Here is a 16,059-nt window from a genome sequence, read left to right as displayed (position 1 = left end):
GACAGCGACGCCGACCTTGCGCATCCTGACACGTATCAGGGTTCCTTATATCCAGGCTTCCGGAGCTCCGCCGCGACCGCGAGGGAATTCAGGTGTGGCAACAGGAACCCTGTCACCGGCGTGAAGGAGGCGACTGCCGTGACCCGTTCCCCCGGCCCGGCCGACTTCGGCCTGGGCAGCTGGCCCGCGCGGCGGGCCCGGATCTCCCCCGGCCGCACCGCACTCGTCGGACCGGACCGCACGTTGACGTACGCCGGGCTCGCCGACCGCGTCGAGCGGCTGGCCGGCGCGCTCACCCGGCTCGGCGTCCGCCCCGGCGACCGCGTGGCCTACCTCGGGGTCAACGCCCTGACCGTGTTCGAGACGCTCTTCGCCACCGCGCGCTGCGGCGCCCTGTTCGTCCCGCTCAACTACCGGCTCTCCGGCACGGAAGTCCGGTACATGCTCGACGACAGCGGCGCCTCGGTGCTCGTGCACAGCCCGGACACCGGCCCGCTCGTGCGCGACGCCGGTCCGCTGCCGGAGACCGTGCGGCACGTCCTGGCGACGGACCCGGCGGGCGGGCCGGACTTCGAGGCGGAGCTCGCGGCGGGCGGCACCCCGCCGTCGGCCGAGGTCCGGCTGGAGGATCCCTGCCTGCTGCTCTACACCTCCGGCACCACCGGACGGCCGAAGGCGGCGGTGCTCACCCACGGGAACCTCACCTGGAACACCGTCAACCAGCTCGCCCACCTCGACGTCCTGGGCACCGACAAGGCGCTGTGCATCGCGCCGCTGTTCCACTGCGTCGGGCTGGGCCAGATCACGCTGCCGACGCTGTTCAAGGGCGGCAGCGTCGAGCCGGTCGCGAAGTTCGAGCCCGGCGCGGTCCTCCGCCGGATCGGCGGAGCCGGGATCACGAGCTTTTCCGCGGTCCCCACGATGCTGGAAATGCTGTGCCGGCACGAAGACTGGGACCGCACGGAGCTCGGCTCGCTCACCTGCGTGCTCTACGGCGGCTCGCCGGTCGCCGAACGCGTCGCCCGCGCCTGGCTCGACCGCGGGGTGAAGCTCCTGCAGGGCTACGGCATGACCGAAGCCGCGCCGGGCGTCTCCATGGCCACCCACGAAGGCACGCTCGACCACCCGGTCGCCGCCGGGGTGCCGCACTTCTTCACCGACTTGGCCGCGCTCGGCCCGGACGGCACGCCGGAACCGCTGGGCGGCTCGCCCGCCGAACTGCTGGTGCGCGGCCCGCACGTCTTCGGCGGTTACTGGCGCCGGCCCGAGGAGTCGGCCGCGAGCTTCGCCGGCGACGAGTGGTTCCGCACCGGTGACGTCGTCCGCGTCGACGAGGACGGCTGGGCCCACGTCGTCGACCGGGTCAAGGACCTGATCATCTCCGGCGGGGAGAACGTCTACCCGGCCGAGGTGGAGGCGGCCGCGCTCCGGCTCGACGAGGTCGACGCGTGCGCCGTCGTGGGAGTGGCCGACGAGCGCTGGGGCGAAGTCGGCGCTGCCTACGTCGTCCTGCGGCCCGGCGCGCGGCTGGACGCGACGGCGTTCCGCGCCCACCTCGAGCGGCACCTCGCCCGCTTCAAGGTCCCGAAGCACGTGCAGTTCACCGAGGCGCTGCCGCGCAACGCCACCGGCAAGATCCGCCGAGTGGAACTGCGCGCCCGCGCCGCCGAAACCTTCCCGAACGGACCCGCATGACCACCGCTCTCCTCCCCCCTTCCCTGCGCCTGGAGCTCAAGGACGACGTCGCCGTGTTGTGGCTCTCGCGCCCGGCGAAGCGCAACGCGCTCGACGACGCCACCGTCCTCGGCCTCGAAGCGTTCTTCGGCGCGCCGCCGCCGGGCGTCAAGGCCGTGGTGCTCGCCGCGGACGGTGACCACTTCTCCGCCGGGCTCGACCTTTCCGAGCTGACCGAGCGCGACGTCTTCGAGGGCCTGGAGCACTCGATGATGTGGCACCGCGCCTTCGAGCGGCTCGAACGCGGGCGCGTCCCGGTGGTCGCCGTGCTCCGCGGCGCGGTGGTCGGCGGCGGGCTGGAACTGGCGGCGGCCGCGCACATCCGCGTCGCCGAGCCGTCGGCGTTCTACGCGCTGCCGGAGGGCCAGCGCGGCCTGTTCGTCGGCGGCGGGGCGTCGGTGCGGGTGCCGCGGCTGATCGGCGCGCACCGGATGGCCGACCTGATGCTCACCGGCCGGGTCCTCGACGCCGACGAAGGCCACGCCGCCGGGTTGTCGCATTACCGCGTCGACGACGGCTTCGAGCACGCACTCGGCCTGGCCCGGCGGATCGCCGCGAACTCGCCGGTCACGAACTTCGCCGTGCTGCAGGCGCTGCCCCGCATCGCCGAGGCCAACCCGGCCGAGGGCTACCTGATGGAGGCGCTGATGGCCGCCGTCGCCAGTGGCAGCGGCGAGGCGAAGGAACGGATGCGGGCGTTCCTGGACGGCCGCGGCGGGAAGGTGGGCCGATGACCGAGATCGAGCGGTACCTGGCGTGGCTCGCCGAGCGTGGCCACGCCTTCGACGACTACGCCGCGCTGCACCACTGGTCGGTGACCGACCTCGACGGCTTCTGGAGGTCGATCAAGGACTTCTTCGGCGTCCGCTTCCACTCCCCCGCGTCGAGCGTCCTGCCGGACCGGCGGATGCCCGGCGCCGAGTGGTTCCCCGGCGCCACCCTCAACTACGCCGAGCACGCGCTCGGCGGTCCCGCGGACGACGTCGCCGTCATCGCGTACTCGCAGACCCGGGACCGCGTCGAGCTGACCTGGGGGCAGCTGCGCGACCAGGTCGCGCGGGCCCGCGCCGGGCTGATCCGGCTCGGCGTCGGCCGCGGCGACCGGGTCGTGGCGTACCTGCCGAACATCCCCGAGACCGTCGTCGCCCATCTCGCGGTCGCCGGCCTGGGCGCCGTCTGGGCCTCCTGCGCGCCCGAGTTCGGCGCCCGCTCGGTGGTCGACCGGTTCGGCCAGATCGAACCGCGGGTGCTGCTGACCGTGGCCGGCTACCGCTACGGGAGCAAGGACGTCGACCGCCGCGCCGAGGTCGCCGAGATCCGCGCCGGCCTGCCGACCGTCGAGCACGTCGTCCACGTCCCCTACGGCGGCCACGACCTCCCGGACACGCTCGGCTGGAGCGACCTGCTCACCGAAAGCGCGCCCGGGTTCGAGCCGGTCGGCTTCGCGCACCCGCTGTGCGTGCTGTTCTCTTCCGGCACCACCGGCAAGCCGAAGGCGATCGTGCACGGCCACGGCGGGATCCTGCTGGAGCACCTGAAGAACCACGGCCTGAGCTGGGACCTGCGCCCGGGCGACCGGATGCTGTGGTTCTCCACCACCGCCTGGATGATGTGGAACGCGCTCGTGTCGGGGATGCTCACCGGCGCGTCGATCGTGCTCGTCGACGGCCACCCGCTGCACCCGGACCTGGCCTGGCAGTGGCGGCTCGCCGCCGAGACCCGCGCGACGCTGATGGGCGCGAGCCCGGGCTTCCTGATGGCGTGCCGGAAGGCGGGCCTCGACCCGGCCGCGTCGTATGACCTGACCGCGCTCCGGCAGATCGGGGCGGCGGGCAGCCCGCTCCCGGCCGAGGGCTACCACTGGGTGCGGGAGGTCTTCGGACCGGACGTGCTGCTCAACGTCGGCAGCGGCGGCACGGACGTGTGCAGCGGGATCGTCCAGGGCGGCCCGCTGCAACCGGTGCTGGCCGGTGAGATCTCCGGGCCCTGCCTCGGCGTCGCCGCGAAGGCGTTCGACGAGCACGGCGCCGAAGTGATCGGGGAGCTCGGCGAGCTGGTCATCACCGCCCCGATGCCGTCCATGCCGGTCGGGTTCTGGGGCGACACCACGGGTTCGCGCTATCGCGAAACGTACTTCGGCACCTATCCCGGCGTCTGGCGCCACGGCGACTGGATCCGGTTCTCCCCCGGCGGCGGCTGCGTCATCACCGGCCGCTCGGACGCCACCCTCAACCGCGGCGGCGTCCGGCTCGGCACCGCGGAGTTCTACGCCGTCGTCGAGGAGCTGCCGGAGATCGACGACTCGCTCGTCGTGCACCTCGAAGACCCCGCGGGCGGCCATGGCGACCTGCGGCTCTACGTCGTGCTCCGGGACGGCGCGGTCCTCGGCGATCCCTTGCGCCGCAAGATCGTCACGGCGTTGCGCGGCGCGCTGTCGCCGCGGCACGTGCCGGACACGATCACCGCCGTCCCGATGGTCCCCCGCAACCGCACCGGGAAGAAGCTGGAGCTGCCGGTGAAGAAACTGCTGCTCGGCGCCCGGGCCGAGGACGTCGTCGGCCGGGACGTGCTGGCCGATCCGACCGCCCTCGACCCCTTCGGAGCGCTCTCGTGAGCACCGTCGCGGTGGTCGGCACCGGCGTCATCGGCGTGAGCTGGGCGAGGCTGTTCCTCGCGCACGGCCTCGACGTCGTCGCGACCGATCCGGCACCCGATGCCGAAGAGCGGCTGCGCAGTGCGCTCGAAGGCGCGGATCGGCTGCGGTTCACCGCCGACGCCGGTGAAGCGGCCGCCGCCGCGGACTTCGTGCAGGAGAACGGTCCTGAGCGCGAAGACGTCAAGCACGCGCTGTTCGCCGTCCTCGACGAAGCCGCGCGGCCGGACGTGGTCCTGGCGAGCAGCTCGTCCGGGCTGCTGCCGAGTGTCATCGCGCGCGGCTGCCTGCGCCACCCCGAGCGGGTCGTGGTCGGGCACCCGTTCAACCCGCCGCACCTGATCCCGCTCGTCGAGGTCGTGCCGGGCCGCGACACCGCGCCCGAGGTCGTCGACCGGGCCGTAGCGTTCTACATCTCGGTCGGGAAACGGCCGATCCGGTTGTCGCGCGAGCTGCCCGGGCACGTCGCGAACCGGCTGCAGGCCGCGCTGTGGCAGGAGGCCTACTCGCTGGTCGAACGCGGTGTCGCGACGGTCGCCGACATCGACACGGCGATCGCGTACGGGCCCGGCCTGCGCTGGGCCGTGCTCGGCCCGTTCCTCACCCAGCACCTCTCCGGCGGAGCGGGCGGGCTGGCGCACGTCCTGCGCCACCTCGGGCCGCCCACCGAAGAGTGGTGGCGCGACCTCGGCCGCGTCCACCTGACCCCGGAGCTCGCCGAGACGCTCGTCGCCGGGGTCGACGCCGAGCTGGCCGGCGCCGACGAACGTTCCCTCGTCGCCGCGCGCGACGCCGTCCTCGACCGCCTGCTGGCCGCCAAGGCCGCGCAGCCCGACCTGCCCTGAAGCCGGAGCTCCCATGGACCTTTCCGCACTGACCGCCATCGACGTCCACACCCACGTCGAGCAGGACGGCCACGGCTGCTTCGCGCTCGACCAGGACCTGCTGGACGCGTCCGCGAAGTACTTCCACGCCGGCCAGGACCGCACGCCGACGGTCGCCACGATCGCCGAGCACTACCGGGCCCGGAAGCTGGCCGCGGTCGTCTTCACGGTGGAAGCGCCGGCCGCGACCGGGCACCCCGCGCTGTCGAGTGAGGAGATCGCCGACGCGGCCGCCGAGCACCCGGACGTGCTCATCCCGTTCGGCTCGGTCGACCCGCACGCCGGGAAGGCCGCCGTGCACCGCGCGCGGCGGCTGGTCACCGAGCACGGCGTGCGCGGGTTCAAGTTCCACCCGAGCCTGCAGGCGTTCGAACCGAACGACGTCCGGCACTACCCGCTGTACGAAGCGATCGCCGAGCTCGGTGTGCCGGCGCTGTTCCACACCGGGCAGACCGGGATCGGCGCGGGCCTGCCCGGCGGGCACGGCATCAAGCTGCGGTACTCGAACCCGATGCTGCTCGACGACGTCGCCGCCGACTTCCCGGAGCTGACGGTCATCCTGGCGCACCCGTCGGTGCCGTGGCAGGACGAAGCGATCTCGGTCGCGACGCACAAGGCGAACGTCTACATCGACCTGTCCGGCTGGTCGCCGAAGTACTTCCCGCCGCAGCTGGTCCGCGCCGCGAACACGCTCCTGAAGCGGAAAGTGCTGTTCGGCTCGGACTTCCCGGTGATCACCCCGGACCGGTGGCTCGCCGACTTCGCCGCGCTCGAGATGAAGGACGAAGTGCGGCCGCTGATCCTCAAGGACAACGCCGTCCGGGTGCTCGGGCTGGCCTGAACGTTTGGCCGGTCCGTCCGCGGGCATCCGGGCGGTATGGCCGAAGGTGACGTGCACACCTACTTCGAAGACGGGCTCTGGAAGAACCGCGTCGAGGGTGGCGTGCGCGCGTCCAACACCTCGCCGCGGCGCACCGACGCCGTGCTCTCGGGCCGGCTGATCGCGAAGAAGCGGCGGGTCGGGCACGTGGTCCACACGCCGGAGGGCGACGTCGAGACCGAGCGCGACTACCGCTGAACCTCGACGCTGCCGGCGAGCCACGCCCCGCGCCGGGCCGGCACGGTGATCTCCTCGAAGTCGTCGTCCGGCGGCAGCAGGACCAGGAGCACCCGCCCCGCGCTCCGGGCGAGCTCGGTCCACGCCCCCGGGGGCCGGCCGGCGGTCACGGACCGGTCGTGCGCCAGCACCGTCGCCGTCTCCGGGTCACCGGTGAGCTCGAGGCGGCACTGGACGCTGAACGGCCAGAGCCCGCTGCGCCACTCCCACGGCGCGGGCAGCGTGAGCCCGGCCGGGACGAGCAGCCGGAAGAGGTTCAGGTGGTCGAACGGGTCGTCCGGCTGCAGGAAGAGCGCTGGATGGGTCACCTGGCCGTCATAGGTCAGCAGTTCGAACAGCGCTCGGCACGGCAGCGGGTGGGCCATGGCGGTCTCCTCCGGCGAAGAGGACCGGATACCCGCCGTCGGCGCCCACAACCGGATTCCACTGTGGACAAAAAATCCACTCCCGCTCGGCGAAGGCTGGGGGTTACCTGCGAGCGGAAGCGGACATCCGTTACAACGCGCGGAAAGCGGTGGTGTTCCCGGACGTGACGCACGTCCCTCACCCGCGGGCCAGCACGGCCCAGACGGTCTTGCCGCCCGACCAGGCGCGGCTGCTCCCCCACATCCGGGAGACCTTCGTGACCATCCGCAGGCCCAGTCCCGTCTCGATCATGTCGAGACCTTCGCGCAGCACGGCCGGGCGCGTGCTTTCGTCCGCCACCTCGACGCTCAGCCGCCCGCAGCGCAGGTCGAGCCGCAGCCGCGGCACCGAATCGGTGTGCCGCAGGGCGTTCTCGACGAGCTCGGTCGCAACCAGCTCGGCGTCTTCGGCCAGTTCGGGCACCCGCCACTCGGCGCAGGTCCCCCGCACGAACCGGCGGGCGCGCGCCGAGGCGAAGGGCGACCGGGCGAGCAGCCGCGCGGCGAGCCGCCGCACGGGCCGGGCGAGCGCGGCTTCCGCCGTCGGGACGTCCGGGTGGACGAGCAGGCGCCGGTCCAGCGCCGCGCGGTGTTCCGGCCGTCCGGTGACGACGGCGACGGGAACGGCCGGCCAGTCCCCGACCCGCAGCGCCACGAGCAGGAAGACCCCCGCCAGCTCGGGATCGGGGATGTCGAGCTCTCGGATGTCGATCAGCAGGCCGTCGGCCGCCTCGGCCGCGATCTTCAGCAGACCGTCGCGGACCTGCGGGTAGGTGGTCCGGTCGAGCACCCCCGTGACCGAGGCTGTCGTCGTCACGCCGTGGTGGGGAACGACCCGCACCGAATTCCGCCGGGCAAGCATCGGTGACCAACCTCCTCGTGGCCGGAAAACCCGGCCACCCGGTCGGATATCCGGTTCGGAACCGCTCAAACACGGTCGTTTCGGCGGCGCCGGCGTGGGGTATCCGCTGGGTCTGTTCCGATCTGGATGCGATCGCGACTCATGACGACGCTGCGGCGCTGCTCGATGGGTTGGACGAGAGCCCGTTGGCGAAGCTGTTCAGCCAGCCTTTCGGGCCACCAGCCGCTCGACCAGCCCCACCTTGAACCGCTCCCGCCGCTCCACCGGCAGCCCCATCGCCTCGACCAGCTTCAGCGGCCGACGGCGGAAGTGCTCGCCTGCCAGTGGCACGCTTGCCAGCTCCACCAGCCACTGCATCACCCGGACCGGCCACACCGACGACACCACGTGGTCGACCAAAATCAACCGCCCGTCCGGGCGCAGGACGCGCGTCATCTCCGCCACCGCCGTCGCCGGGTCCGGGATCGCGCACAGGCCGAACGTGCACAGCACCGTGTCGAACGACGCGTCCGGGAACGGGAGCTCGTGCGCACTCCCCTCCCGCAGCGTCACCAGGCGATCGAGCTCGGCCGCCCGTGAACGGGCCAGCGCCAGCATTCCCGCGCTGAGGTCGAGGCCGGTGAGCTTCACCTCGGCCGGGTAGAACGGCAGGTTCAGCCCCGTGCCGACGGCGACCTCCAGCACCTCGCCCGAGGCCTGCGCGCAGGCCCATTCCCGTGAGTCGCCGAAGAGGCGGCGGTCCCAGACGCCCATCTCCGCGTCGTAACTGCCGGACTTGCGGTCCCAGTACCGCCGCCACCGCTCGGCCTTCGTCATGCCCCCCAGCCAACCACGCCGGGGAGCCGTCAGCCGAACATGCCGAGCTCGTACGAGCCGCCCTGCTGGTGCAGGATCACGCCGAGCCGGTTGGCCGCGTTCACCTGGGCGACCAGCGCGACCAGCGCCGCGGTCCGGTCGTCGTCGAAGTGCTTGCGCACCTGCGCCCACGTGTCGTCGGAGACGCCGGGGGCGGCGTCGGCGATGCGGGTGCCTTCCTCGGCGAGCGCCAGCGCGGCCCGCTCGTCCTCGGTGAACACCGTGGCCTCGCGCCAGGCGGCGACCAGGTTGATCCGGACCGCCGGCTCACCGGCGCCGGCGAGCTCCTTCGTGTGGACGTCGACGCACCAGCCGCAGCCGTTGATCTGGCTGACGCGCAGCGACACCAGCTCCTGGACGACCTTCGGCAGCGACGACTGGACGATCGCCTGGCTCGCGGTGCCGAACCGCTTGGCGAACTTGAGGCCGATCTCGTTGTCGGTCAGGGTGAAACGGGGTTCCATGATTCGTCCTCATTCGTCGGGAACTTGACGACCACGAGATGCCGGGCCACCCCGGTTCCGTGACAGTGACGACCGTCACCGTCACACCGCGCCCGCCGCCGGCATCTGATGGGAAACTCCGCGACGAAGAGGAGCCACCCATGGCCGACCCCGCCACCGACGCGTTCCTCGCGCACCGCAACCTGCTCTTCACCGTCGCCTACCAGCTGCTCGGCTCGGCCGCCGACGCCGAGGACGTCCTGCAGGAGACCTGGCTGCGCTGGACGGGCGTGACCCTCGCCGACGTGCGCGACCAGCGCGCCTACCTCGTCCAAATCACCACTCGCCAGGCACTGATGCGGCTGCGGACGCTGGGCCGCCGCAAGGAGTCCTACGTCGGCCCGTGGCTGCCCGAGCCGCTGCTGACCGCGCCCGACGTCGCCGAGGACGTCGAGCTGGCCGACAGCGTTTCGATGGCGATGCTGCTGGTGCTCGAGACGCTCACCCCGGCCGAACGGGCGGTTTTTGTGCTGCGCGAGGTGTTCGACCTGGCCTACGAGGAAATCGCCGCGACCGTCGGCAAGAGCCCGGCCGCGGTCCGCCAGATCGCCCACCGGGCCCGCTCGCACGTTGCGGCACGCCGGCCGCGCGGCGCCGTCTCCCCGGCCGCGACCCGGGACGCGCTCGCGGCGTTCCAGCACGCGGTGGAGACCGGCGACCTGCGGCAGCTGCTCGACATCCTCGCGCCGGACGTCGTGTTCCTCGGTGATGGCGGGGGCATCGTGCAGGCGGTGCTGCAGCCGGTCGTCGGGGCGGACGAGGTCGCTCGTGCGCTGACCGCGGGCGTCCGCAACTTCGCCGCGGGCTCACTGCGGGCGGCCGACGTCAACGGTTACCCGGCGCTGATCCTCCGCATCGACGGCGCGGTCGACACCGTGCTGGCCGTGCGCCTCGACGAAGGGCTCATCACCGGGCTGTACGCCGTGCGCAACCCCGAGAAGCTCTCGCGGCTGGAAGCGGAGACGACGCTACGGCGCTGACCGCGCGTCGAGCGCCGCCCGCAGCCGCAGCCAGGTCGGTTCCGGATCGAGCGACGCCGGCACCTGCTCGAGGTCGTCCTCATCGGACACCTCGGTGGTCGCCGCCAGGAACTCGGCCACCTGCGCGGCACCGGGATCGGGCTCGGCGGCCTTGCCGAGCACCACCAGCTCGTCCCCCGCGGCGGCGACCAGCCCGCCCGTCCAGGTGGTGGCCAGAGCGGTCACCGGCGAGCCGGACACGGTGTGCTCGACGGTCGTCCCGCCGTCGAAGTCGATCCCGAGGAGCGTCCCGTCCGCCGCGCCGATCCACAGCGCGCCGGCGCCGAACGCGACGGCTCGTCGTGGGCCCGGATCCGTCGCCAGGACCCGGCGCAGCGACGGGAACTCGAACACCTGGAGCAGGTCTTCGTAGGCGTTGCCGGTGATCGCGAGGTACCGCCCGTCCGGGCTGAACATCGGCGGCCCGTAACCGTCGACGTCCAGGATCAACGCCCGGCTGCGGACCCCGGTCCCCGCGCCGGGCTCGGCGAAGACGACGAGGGTGGCGCCCTGGTCACTGCGCAGCGTGGCCAGCAGTCCCCCGGCGGGGTGTGCGGCCACGCCGGTGTCCCACCGCGGCCCGGCGGTGAGCGCGCCGGACCCGAGGTCGAGGACGTCGGACCGGTTCCAGGCGGTCGGCTCCTCGCTCGACGACGGCGACGCCCACAGCGCGCGGCCGTCCGGCGCGAACGCCAGGCTGTGGTACATCGAAGAGTCCACAGTGGACATCCCGGCCGGGGTCCACCGCCGGGTGCCCTCCTCGTTCGCCACCACCAGCACCGGTTCGCCGGGATGCCAGGCCGCCGCGGGGGTCCGCCAGTGCCGTTCCCACGGCTTGGCGGCGTCGTAGGCGGCGCCGGCGCCGATCGTGGCGAGCAGACCGCCCTCGTGGTCGAGAACGTGCACCGCGGGGCGGTCGTCGTCGAGGCAGGCGAGCAGGGGCAGCCGCGGGTGGGCCAGCACGCGTTCGACCGGGTGCCCGGCCGGAACGCGGGCCGTCGTCTCGAGGGTCACCCCGCCAACTTAGCGGTGTTTCTCCTTGATGTCCTTCGCTTTCACGCCCACCAGCAGCACGGCCACCGCGAGCAGCACGATGCCGGAGCTGATCACCAGGCCGAGCGAAAGGCTGCCGGTCGCCGCCTGGATGAAGCCCAGCAAGGACGGCGACGCCGCGGCCGCGAACGAGCGGGCTCGGCGTGGTGGCGGCGGGCCCGATGCGGCTGCCCGACCTGGACCGCGTGCTGACGGAGGTGGCCGCGGGCACCGACAAGCCGTGGGCGGTCAACCTCCCGCTGTACCGCGCCGGGGTGGACGAGGTGATCGACCTGGTGCTGCGGCACGAGCCGCCGGTGCTGATCGCGTCGCAGGGCGGCCCACGGCGGTACCTCGGCCGGTTCCACGACGCCGGGACGCGCTGCCTGCACGTGGTGGCCGGGGTTTCCCACGCCCGCAAAGCCGCCTCGGCCGGCGTCGACGGCCTGGTCGTCGTCGGCGCCGAGGCCGGCGGGCACCCACCGCCCGCGATGGTCGCGACGTCGGTGCTGGTGCGAGCGGTGGCACGCGCGGTCGACGTGCCCCTGATCGCGTCCGGCGGCATCGCGGACGGCGCGGGCCTGGCGGCGGTGCTCGCCCTCGGCGCGGGCGCGGCCCAGTTCGGCACGCGGTTCCTGGCCAGCACGGAGTCCTCCGTGCACGACGCCTACAAACAGGCGGTGGTCGAGGCCGGGATCGACACGACCCGCACGGTGGGCCACGGCCTCGGGGTCATCCGCGCCCTGGACAACGACTTCACGGCGCGGATGCTCGCGCTCGAGGCTGCCGGCGCCGAGGAAGCGTTGCGGCGGAAGACGTTCCAGGCGTCGACCCTGCGCGACGCCGCCCTGCACGGCGACGTCGCGGAGGGCAAGCTGGAGGCCGGTCAGTCCGCCGGGCTCGTCGACGAGGTCCTGCCGGCGGCGGAGATCGTGGCCCGGATCGTCCGGGAGTACCGGGCGGCACGCGACGGCCTCCCGCCGATCACCTGAACGTCACACCGCGGCGATACTGTCGGGCGTGCTCGAACAACCGCCCCACCGGATCGGATTCGCCGTGACGTCCTGGTTCCTCGCGGTGCGGTGACTGCGTTACCTTGCGGGCGTGTTCCAGGACTTCAACTTCAAGCTGGTCGTCGTCGACAAGCTGATGTACCAGGACAAGACGCTGACCCCGGCGTTCCGCTTCGCCGACCTGGTCCCCGGCGGCGACCCCTGGCTGCACGCCTACCACCGGGGGCTCGCCTACCAGGTGCAGCCCGAGGCCCGCGAGTACTTCGAGGCCCTCGAGATCAGCCCCGCGCTGCTGGCCACGGTCGACGAGCTGATCCTCGACGGCGGCCTCTCGGTGTACCAGGAGTGCAGCCCGGTCTGGGACGGCGAGGACGACCTGTTCGACATCACGTCGCTGGCCGACCTCGCCCTGCTCCCCCACCTGCGCCGGGTGGTCAACTCGGAGTTCCTGGGGCCGCTCCGCGCCGAGCTGGGCTCACACGGCGTCGAAGCGGCCTAGGAGCGCTCACTCTGTGGCGGTCGCCGCTGCCACGATGACCTCCGCGACCACCGCCGGCTGCGACACCGCCACCGCGTGCGAGGCGTCGACGTGCCGGACCGTCGAGGACGCGCGCTCGGCCATGAACTGCTGGGCCTGGGCCGGGATCGCGTTGTCCTGGTTGGCCACCAGCGTCCACGAGGGCAGCTTCGTCCACGCCGGGGTGCCTTCGAACGGGGCGGCCAGAGCCTGCTGCGCGACCGGGCGCTGGGTGACCGCCAGGACCGCCGCGGTGGCCGCCGGGACGTCGGCCGCGAAGACCTCGGCGAAGTCGGCCGGCTTGATGGACAGCTCCGGCTCGCCGTTGTGGACCAGGACGTTCGTGGTCTCCGGGCCGAGCTTGGCGCCCGGGTAGCGGCCGGACAGCTCGAAGACGCTCTCGCCCGCGTCGGGCTGGAACGCGGCGATGTAGACCAGCGCCCGGACGTTCGGCGTCTCGGTCGCCGCCCGCGTGATCAGCGCGCCGCCGTAGGAGTGGCCGGCCAGGACGACCGGGCCTTCGACACCCTTGACGACGTCGGCGACGTATGCGGCGTCGGACTCCACGCCGCGCAGCGGGTTGGCCACCGCGACCACGGGATAGCCCTGTTCCTGCAGCTTCGAGACGACGCCGGTCCAGCTGGAGGAGTCGGCGAACGCGCCGTGGACCAGGACGACGGTGGGCTTGCTCATGGCTGGCTCCTTAGAGAGAATGATCGGTCTTTCTGCTAGCTACTCTGGCGCGCGAACCCCTTGAGCGCAATGTGACGAAGCCGATCTGGCAGAACGATCAGTCTTTCTCTATGCTCGCGGGATGAAGTCCGGCGAGGTGCACCCGAAGGACCGGCTGCTCGCGACCGCGTCCCGGCTGTTCTACGCCGAAGGCATCCACGCGGTGGGAGTCGAGCGCCTGGTCTCGGAGGCGTCGGTCACGCGGGCGACGTTCTACCGGCACTACCCGACCAAGGACGACCTGGTGGCGGCTTACCTGACGGCGACGAGCCGCCAGATCCGCGCGGCTGTCGAAGCCGTGAGCGCGGGCAAGCCGCCGCGCGAGGCGCTGGCCGCGACGCTGGGCGTCGTCGGCGACGCGACGTGCGGAGAAGACTTCCGCGGCTGCCAGTTCCTCAACGCGGCGGCGGAGTTCCCCGACCCGGAGCACCAGGTCCGCCAGGTGATCGACGACCACCGCACGTGGTTCTTCGGCGTGCTCCGCGACCAGGCGGCGGCCGCGGGCCACCCCGACCCCGACCACGCGGCTCGCGTGCTGGTCCTGTTGCGGGACGGCGCTTTGCACGGCGGCGAGCTGGACGACGCGGAAACGGTCCGCGCGACCTTGAGCCGAGCCGTGGAGGACCTGCTCCCCGGCTTCCGACCTGCGTGAACCCGGCAAAACTAGGCCGAACGGGTTACCTTGGGCGCGGAGGAGGTCGCGCATGGCTGAGCACGAGGTCCCGGCCTGGGTCGAGCCGATGCTGGCCAAGGCCGACGGCGGCCGGCTGCGCAGCGGCCCGGAGTGGGCCTACGAGTACAAACTGGACGGCTACCGCGCGGCCATGCGGATCGGCCCGGCCGGCACGACCGTGCTCACCAGCCGCAACAACATCGACTTCACCGCCGAGTTCGCCGACCTCGCCGGTGTCCTCGCCCCCGCGCTCGACGGCCAGGCCGCCTACCTCGACGGCGAAGTCGTCGTCTACGGCGAAGACGGCCGGATCGACTTCGAGCTCATGCAGGAACGCCGTGGCCGGTACGTCCGGCACCAGAGCGCCACCGTGGCCAAGCCGTTCGCCGACCTCCCCGTCCGGTTCCTCGCCTTCGACCTGCTCCGGCTCGGCGACCGCGACCTGCTGAAGGCGCCCTACGACGAGCGCCGCAAGCTGCTGGAAAGCCTGCCGATGCCCGATCCGCACCGCGTGTCCGTCGTCCGCGCGGTGACCTTCGACGAGCTCGACGCCGACCGCCGCACCCCCGCCGACTTCCTCGCCCACGCCGCGTCCGCCGGCTACGAAGGCGTCGTCGCGAAGCTGCGCAACTCCGCCTACGTGCCCGGGCAGCGGCCGGACTCCTGGCTCAAGCACCCGCTGATCCGGACGCAGGAGGTCATCGTCTGCGGCTGGCGCCCCGGCCAGCGCAGCTTCACCGGCACGCTCGGCGGCCTGCTGCTCGGCGCGCACGACCCGGACTCCGGTGACCTCGTCTACATCGGCGACGTCGGCACCGGCTTCTCCCAGGCCGCGCGCGCCGACCTCGTCGAGCGGCTGACACCTCTCGAACGCCGGACCCACCCGTTCGTCACGACGCCGCCGCGCGAAGACACCGTCCGCGCCCGGTGGGTCGAGCCGCGGCTGGTCGGGGAGATCGTCTTCCGGCAGTTCACCCGCGCCGGGCGCGTGCGCCACACCGCCTGGCGCGGCCTGCGGGCCGACAAGAAGCCCGACGACGTCCTCGCGCCGCGGGCGGTCCCCGTCGCCGACCCGCCGCCCCCACCGCCCGAGCCGGTCGGCCAGCGGATCACCGTGCAGGCAGGCAACCGGCGGCTGACGCTGTCCAATTTGGACAAGGTGCTCTACCCCGCCGACGGGTACACCAAGGGCGAGGTGATCAACTACTACTCCCGCGTCGCGCCCGTCCTGCTGCCGCACCTCGCCGGGCGGCCCGTGACGTTCATCCGCTACCCCCACGGCGTCGGCGGCGAGAAGTGGTTCGAGAAGAACGTCCCGAACGGCGCGCCCGGGTGGCTGCGCACGGTGCGCCTGCCGAGCACCGGCTCCCGCGGCAGCGGCGGCACGATCGACTACGCGCTGCTGGAGGAGCTGCCGGCGCTGGTGTGGGCGGCGAACATGGCCGCACTCGAACTCCACGTTCCACAATGGACGGTCGTCGGCGCCGAAAAGCAGCCGCCGGACCGCCTGGTGTTCGACCTCGACCCCGGCCCGGGCACGACGATCGTCGACTGCGCCCGCGTCGCCGAACGGCTGCACGACGTCCTCGTCGCGGACGGGCTCACGCCGTACGCGAAAACCTCCGGCTCCAAGGGAATGCAGCTGTACTGCGGCATCCGCACCGACGACCCCGCGGCGCCGTCCGCGTACGCGAAGAAGCTCGCCCAGCGGCTGGCGCGAGAGACGCCCGAGACGGTCACCGCGGTGATGGCCAAGGCGCAGCGGAGTGGCCGGGTGTTCATCGACTGGAGCCAGAACAACCCAGCCAAGACGACCGTCGCGCCGTACTCACTCCGCGGGCGCGACCACCCGACGGTGTCGACGCCGATCACGTGGGACGAGGTCCGCGCCTGCCGCCACGTGCTGCACCTGACGTTCACCGCGGACGAGGTCCTCGACCGCGTCGGCGAGCTCGGTGACCTGCTGGCCGGGCTCGACCAGAGCCGCGGCGCCATGCCTTCCGGGGCATGACGGCATACCACTTTTGATCTTCGACACCGCTGCTTCCCGGTCATAGCTTC

At 72.6% G+C, this 16,059-nt stretch carries 18 protein-coding genes; 11 read left to right on the top strand and 7 right to left on the bottom strand.

Features of this window, described 5'->3' with window-relative positions; translation table 11 throughout:
- Positions 1–138: 138 nt before the first annotated feature.
- The 6 genes from ACZ63E_RS28800 to ACZ63E_RS28775 are packed head-to-tail and all read left to right on the top strand — an operon-like array spanning position 139 to position 6,349.
- Positions 139–1,695, top strand: coding sequence for an acyl-CoA synthetase (locus ACZ63E_RS28800; protein ID WP_465339238.1), 1,557 nt, complete (start codon positions 139–141; stop codon positions 1,693–1,695).
- The gene (locus ACZ63E_RS28795) at positions 1,692–2,468 is read left to right on the top strand and encodes a crotonase/enoyl-CoA hydratase family protein (RefSeq protein WP_465339237.1); all 777 of its coding nucleotides are present in this window, start codon (positions 1,692–1,694) and stop codon (positions 2,466–2,468) included. The genes ACZ63E_RS28800 and ACZ63E_RS28795 overlap by 4 nt, the downstream gene beginning before the upstream one ends.
- Positions 2,465–4,348 carry an acetoacetate--CoA ligase gene (locus tag ACZ63E_RS28790; protein WP_465339236.1) on the top strand — a complete coding sequence of 628 codons (1,884 nt, stop codon included), beginning with the start codon at positions 2,465–2,467 and terminating at the stop codon, positions 4,346–4,348. The genes ACZ63E_RS28795 and ACZ63E_RS28790 overlap by 4 nt, the downstream gene beginning before the upstream one ends.
- Complete coding sequence (locus tag ACZ63E_RS28785; protein ID WP_465339235.1) at positions 4,345–5,232, top strand: 3-hydroxyacyl-CoA dehydrogenase NAD-binding domain-containing protein; 888 nt, start codon at positions 4,345–4,347, stop codon at positions 5,230–5,232. The genes ACZ63E_RS28790 and ACZ63E_RS28785 overlap by 4 nt, the downstream gene beginning before the upstream one ends.
- Before the next feature lie 13 nt (positions 5,233–5,245).
- Positions 5,246–6,112, top strand: a complete 867-nt coding sequence (gene couO, locus ACZ63E_RS28780; protein WP_465339234.1) for a 4-hydroxyphenyl-beta-ketoacyl-CoA hydrolase — start codon at positions 5,246–5,248, stop codon at positions 6,110–6,112.
- A gap of 36 nt (positions 6,113–6,148) precedes the next feature.
- Positions 6,149–6,349, top strand: coding sequence for a DUF2188 domain-containing protein (locus ACZ63E_RS28775; protein ID WP_465339233.1), 201 nt, complete (start codon positions 6,149–6,151; stop codon positions 6,347–6,349).
- Here ACZ63E_RS28775 and ACZ63E_RS28770 read toward each other — a convergent pair.
- The 4 genes from ACZ63E_RS28770 to ACZ63E_RS28755 all read right to left on the bottom strand — a co-directional run bounded on the left by ACZ63E_RS28770 (position 6,340) and on the right by ACZ63E_RS28755 (position 8,973).
- A complete protein-coding gene (locus tag ACZ63E_RS28770) occupies positions 6,340–6,753 on the bottom strand; it encodes a hypothetical protein (RefSeq protein WP_465339232.1) in 414 nt (137 codons plus the stop codon). The two genes, ACZ63E_RS28775 and ACZ63E_RS28770, sit on opposite strands and share 10 nt — an antisense overlap.
- Positions 6,754–6,931: 178 nt before the next feature.
- Complete coding sequence (locus ACZ63E_RS28765) at positions 6,932–7,654, bottom strand: ATP-binding protein (RefSeq protein WP_465339231.1); 723 nt, start codon at positions 7,652–7,654, stop codon at positions 6,932–6,934.
- 198 nt (positions 7,655–7,852) lie between these two features.
- Complete coding sequence (locus ACZ63E_RS28760; RefSeq protein WP_465339230.1) at positions 7,853–8,470, bottom strand: class I SAM-dependent methyltransferase; 618 nt, start codon at positions 8,468–8,470, stop codon at positions 7,853–7,855.
- Positions 8,471–8,499: 29 nt separating this feature from the next.
- The gene (locus tag ACZ63E_RS28755; protein ID WP_465339229.1) at positions 8,500–8,973 is read right to left on the bottom strand and encodes a carboxymuconolactone decarboxylase family protein; all 474 of its coding nucleotides are present in this window, start codon (positions 8,971–8,973) and stop codon (positions 8,500–8,502) included.
- Positions 8,974–9,113: 140 nt separating this feature from the next.
- On the opposite strand from ACZ63E_RS28755, the gene ACZ63E_RS28750 reads away from it, so the two are divergent.
- Complete coding sequence (locus tag ACZ63E_RS28750) at positions 9,114–9,992, top strand: RNA polymerase sigma-70 factor (protein ID WP_465339228.1); 879 nt, start codon at positions 9,114–9,116, stop codon at positions 9,990–9,992.
- Here the strand turns inward: ACZ63E_RS28750 and ACZ63E_RS28745 are convergent.
- Together ACZ63E_RS28745 and ACZ63E_RS28740 are read right to left on the bottom strand one after the other, a co-directional pair.
- Positions 9,981–11,045: a WD40 repeat domain-containing protein gene (locus ACZ63E_RS28745; RefSeq protein WP_465339227.1), complete on the bottom strand. Its 1,065-nt coding sequence runs from the start codon at positions 11,043–11,045 to the stop codon at positions 9,981–9,983. The genes ACZ63E_RS28750 and ACZ63E_RS28745 overlap by 12 nt on opposite strands.
- Positions 11,046–11,054: 9 nt before the next feature.
- Positions 11,055–11,189 (bottom strand): hypothetical protein, encoded by a 135-nt coding sequence (locus ACZ63E_RS28740; protein WP_465339226.1) that lies wholly within the window; start codon positions 11,187–11,189, stop codon positions 11,055–11,057.
- Positions 11,190–11,227: 38 nt separating this feature from the next.
- Here ACZ63E_RS28740 and ACZ63E_RS28735 point away from each other — a divergent pair, with 38 nt between their 5' ends.
- Together ACZ63E_RS28735 and ACZ63E_RS28730 are read left to right on the top strand one after the other, a co-directional pair.
- On the top strand, positions 11,228–12,055 hold the full coding sequence (locus tag ACZ63E_RS28735; protein ID WP_465339225.1) for an NAD(P)H-dependent flavin oxidoreductase: 828 nt from the start codon (positions 11,228–11,230) through the stop codon (positions 12,053–12,055).
- A gap of 112 nt (positions 12,056–12,167) precedes the next feature.
- Positions 12,168–12,575, top strand: coding sequence for a DUF6892 domain-containing protein (locus ACZ63E_RS28730; protein WP_465339224.1), 408 nt, complete (start codon positions 12,168–12,170; stop codon positions 12,573–12,575).
- A 6-nt stretch (positions 12,576–12,581) separates the two neighbouring features.
- Here ACZ63E_RS28730 and ACZ63E_RS28725 read toward each other — a convergent pair whose 3' ends face one another.
- Positions 12,582–13,286: an alpha/beta fold hydrolase gene (locus tag ACZ63E_RS28725; RefSeq protein WP_465339223.1), complete on the bottom strand. Its 705-nt coding sequence runs from the start codon at positions 13,284–13,286 to the stop codon at positions 12,582–12,584.
- 121 nt (positions 13,287–13,407) lie between these two features.
- Here ACZ63E_RS28725 and ACZ63E_RS28720 point away from each other — a divergent pair, with 121 nt between their 5' ends.
- Positions 13,408–13,977, top strand: a complete 570-nt coding sequence (locus ACZ63E_RS28720; RefSeq protein ID WP_465339222.1) for a TetR/AcrR family transcriptional regulator — start codon at positions 13,408–13,410, stop codon at positions 13,975–13,977.
- Between the two features lie 52 nt (positions 13,978–14,029).
- Entirely contained in the window at positions 14,030–16,009 is a 1,980-nt protein-coding gene (ligD, locus tag ACZ63E_RS28715) for a DNA ligase D (RefSeq protein ID WP_465339221.1), read from the top strand.
- Positions 16,010–16,059 lie beyond the last annotated feature (50 nt).

The organism is Amycolatopsis sp. NPDC104819 (genome assembly GCF_055583145.1).
This window is presented reverse-complemented; position numbering and strand designations above follow the sequence as displayed.

What these genes read in the sequence shown, in the direction of transcription:
- ACZ63E_RS28720 (WP_465339222.1), top strand. Translation starts at nt 13,408, where the DNA reads ATGAAGTCCGGCGAGGTGCACCCGAAGGACCGGCTGCTCGCGACCGCG.
- couO (WP_465339234.1), top strand. Translation starts at nt 5,246, where the DNA reads ATGGACCTTTCCGCACTGACCGCCATCGACGTCCACACCCACGTCGAG.
- ACZ63E_RS28770 (WP_465339232.1), bottom strand. Translation starts at nt 6,753, where the DNA reads ATGGCCCACCCGCTGCCGTGCCGAGCGCTGTTCGAACTGCTGACCTAT.
- ACZ63E_RS28755 (WP_465339229.1), bottom strand. Translation starts at nt 8,973, where the DNA reads ATGGAACCCCGTTTCACCCTGACCGACAACGAGATCGGCCTCAAGTTC.
- ACZ63E_RS28765 (WP_465339231.1), bottom strand. Translation starts at nt 7,654, where the DNA reads ATGCTTGCCCGGCGGAATTCGGTGCGGGTCGTTCCCCACCACGGCGTG.
- ACZ63E_RS28795 (WP_465339237.1), top strand. Translation starts at nt 1,692, where the DNA reads ATGACCACCGCTCTCCTCCCCCCTTCCCTGCGCCTGGAGCTCAAGGAC.
- ACZ63E_RS28760 (WP_465339230.1), bottom strand. Translation starts at nt 8,470, where the DNA reads ATGACGAAGGCCGAGCGGTGGCGGCGGTACTGGGACCGCAAGTCCGGC.
- ACZ63E_RS28790 (WP_465339236.1), top strand. Translation starts at nt 2,465, where the DNA reads ATGACCGAGATCGAGCGGTACCTGGCGTGGCTCGCCGAGCGTGGCCAC.
- ligD (WP_465339221.1), top strand. Translation starts at nt 14,030, where the DNA reads ATGGCTGAGCACGAGGTCCCGGCCTGGGTCGAGCCGATGCTGGCCAAG.
- ACZ63E_RS28725 (WP_465339223.1), bottom strand. Translation starts at nt 13,286, where the DNA reads ATGAGCAAGCCCACCGTCGTCCTGGTCCACGGCGCGTTCGCCGACTCC.
- ACZ63E_RS28775 (WP_465339233.1), top strand. Translation starts at nt 6,149, where the DNA reads ATGGCCGAAGGTGACGTGCACACCTACTTCGAAGACGGGCTCTGGAAG.
- ACZ63E_RS28750 (WP_465339228.1), top strand. Translation starts at nt 9,114, where the DNA reads ATGGCCGACCCCGCCACCGACGCGTTCCTCGCGCACCGCAACCTGCTC.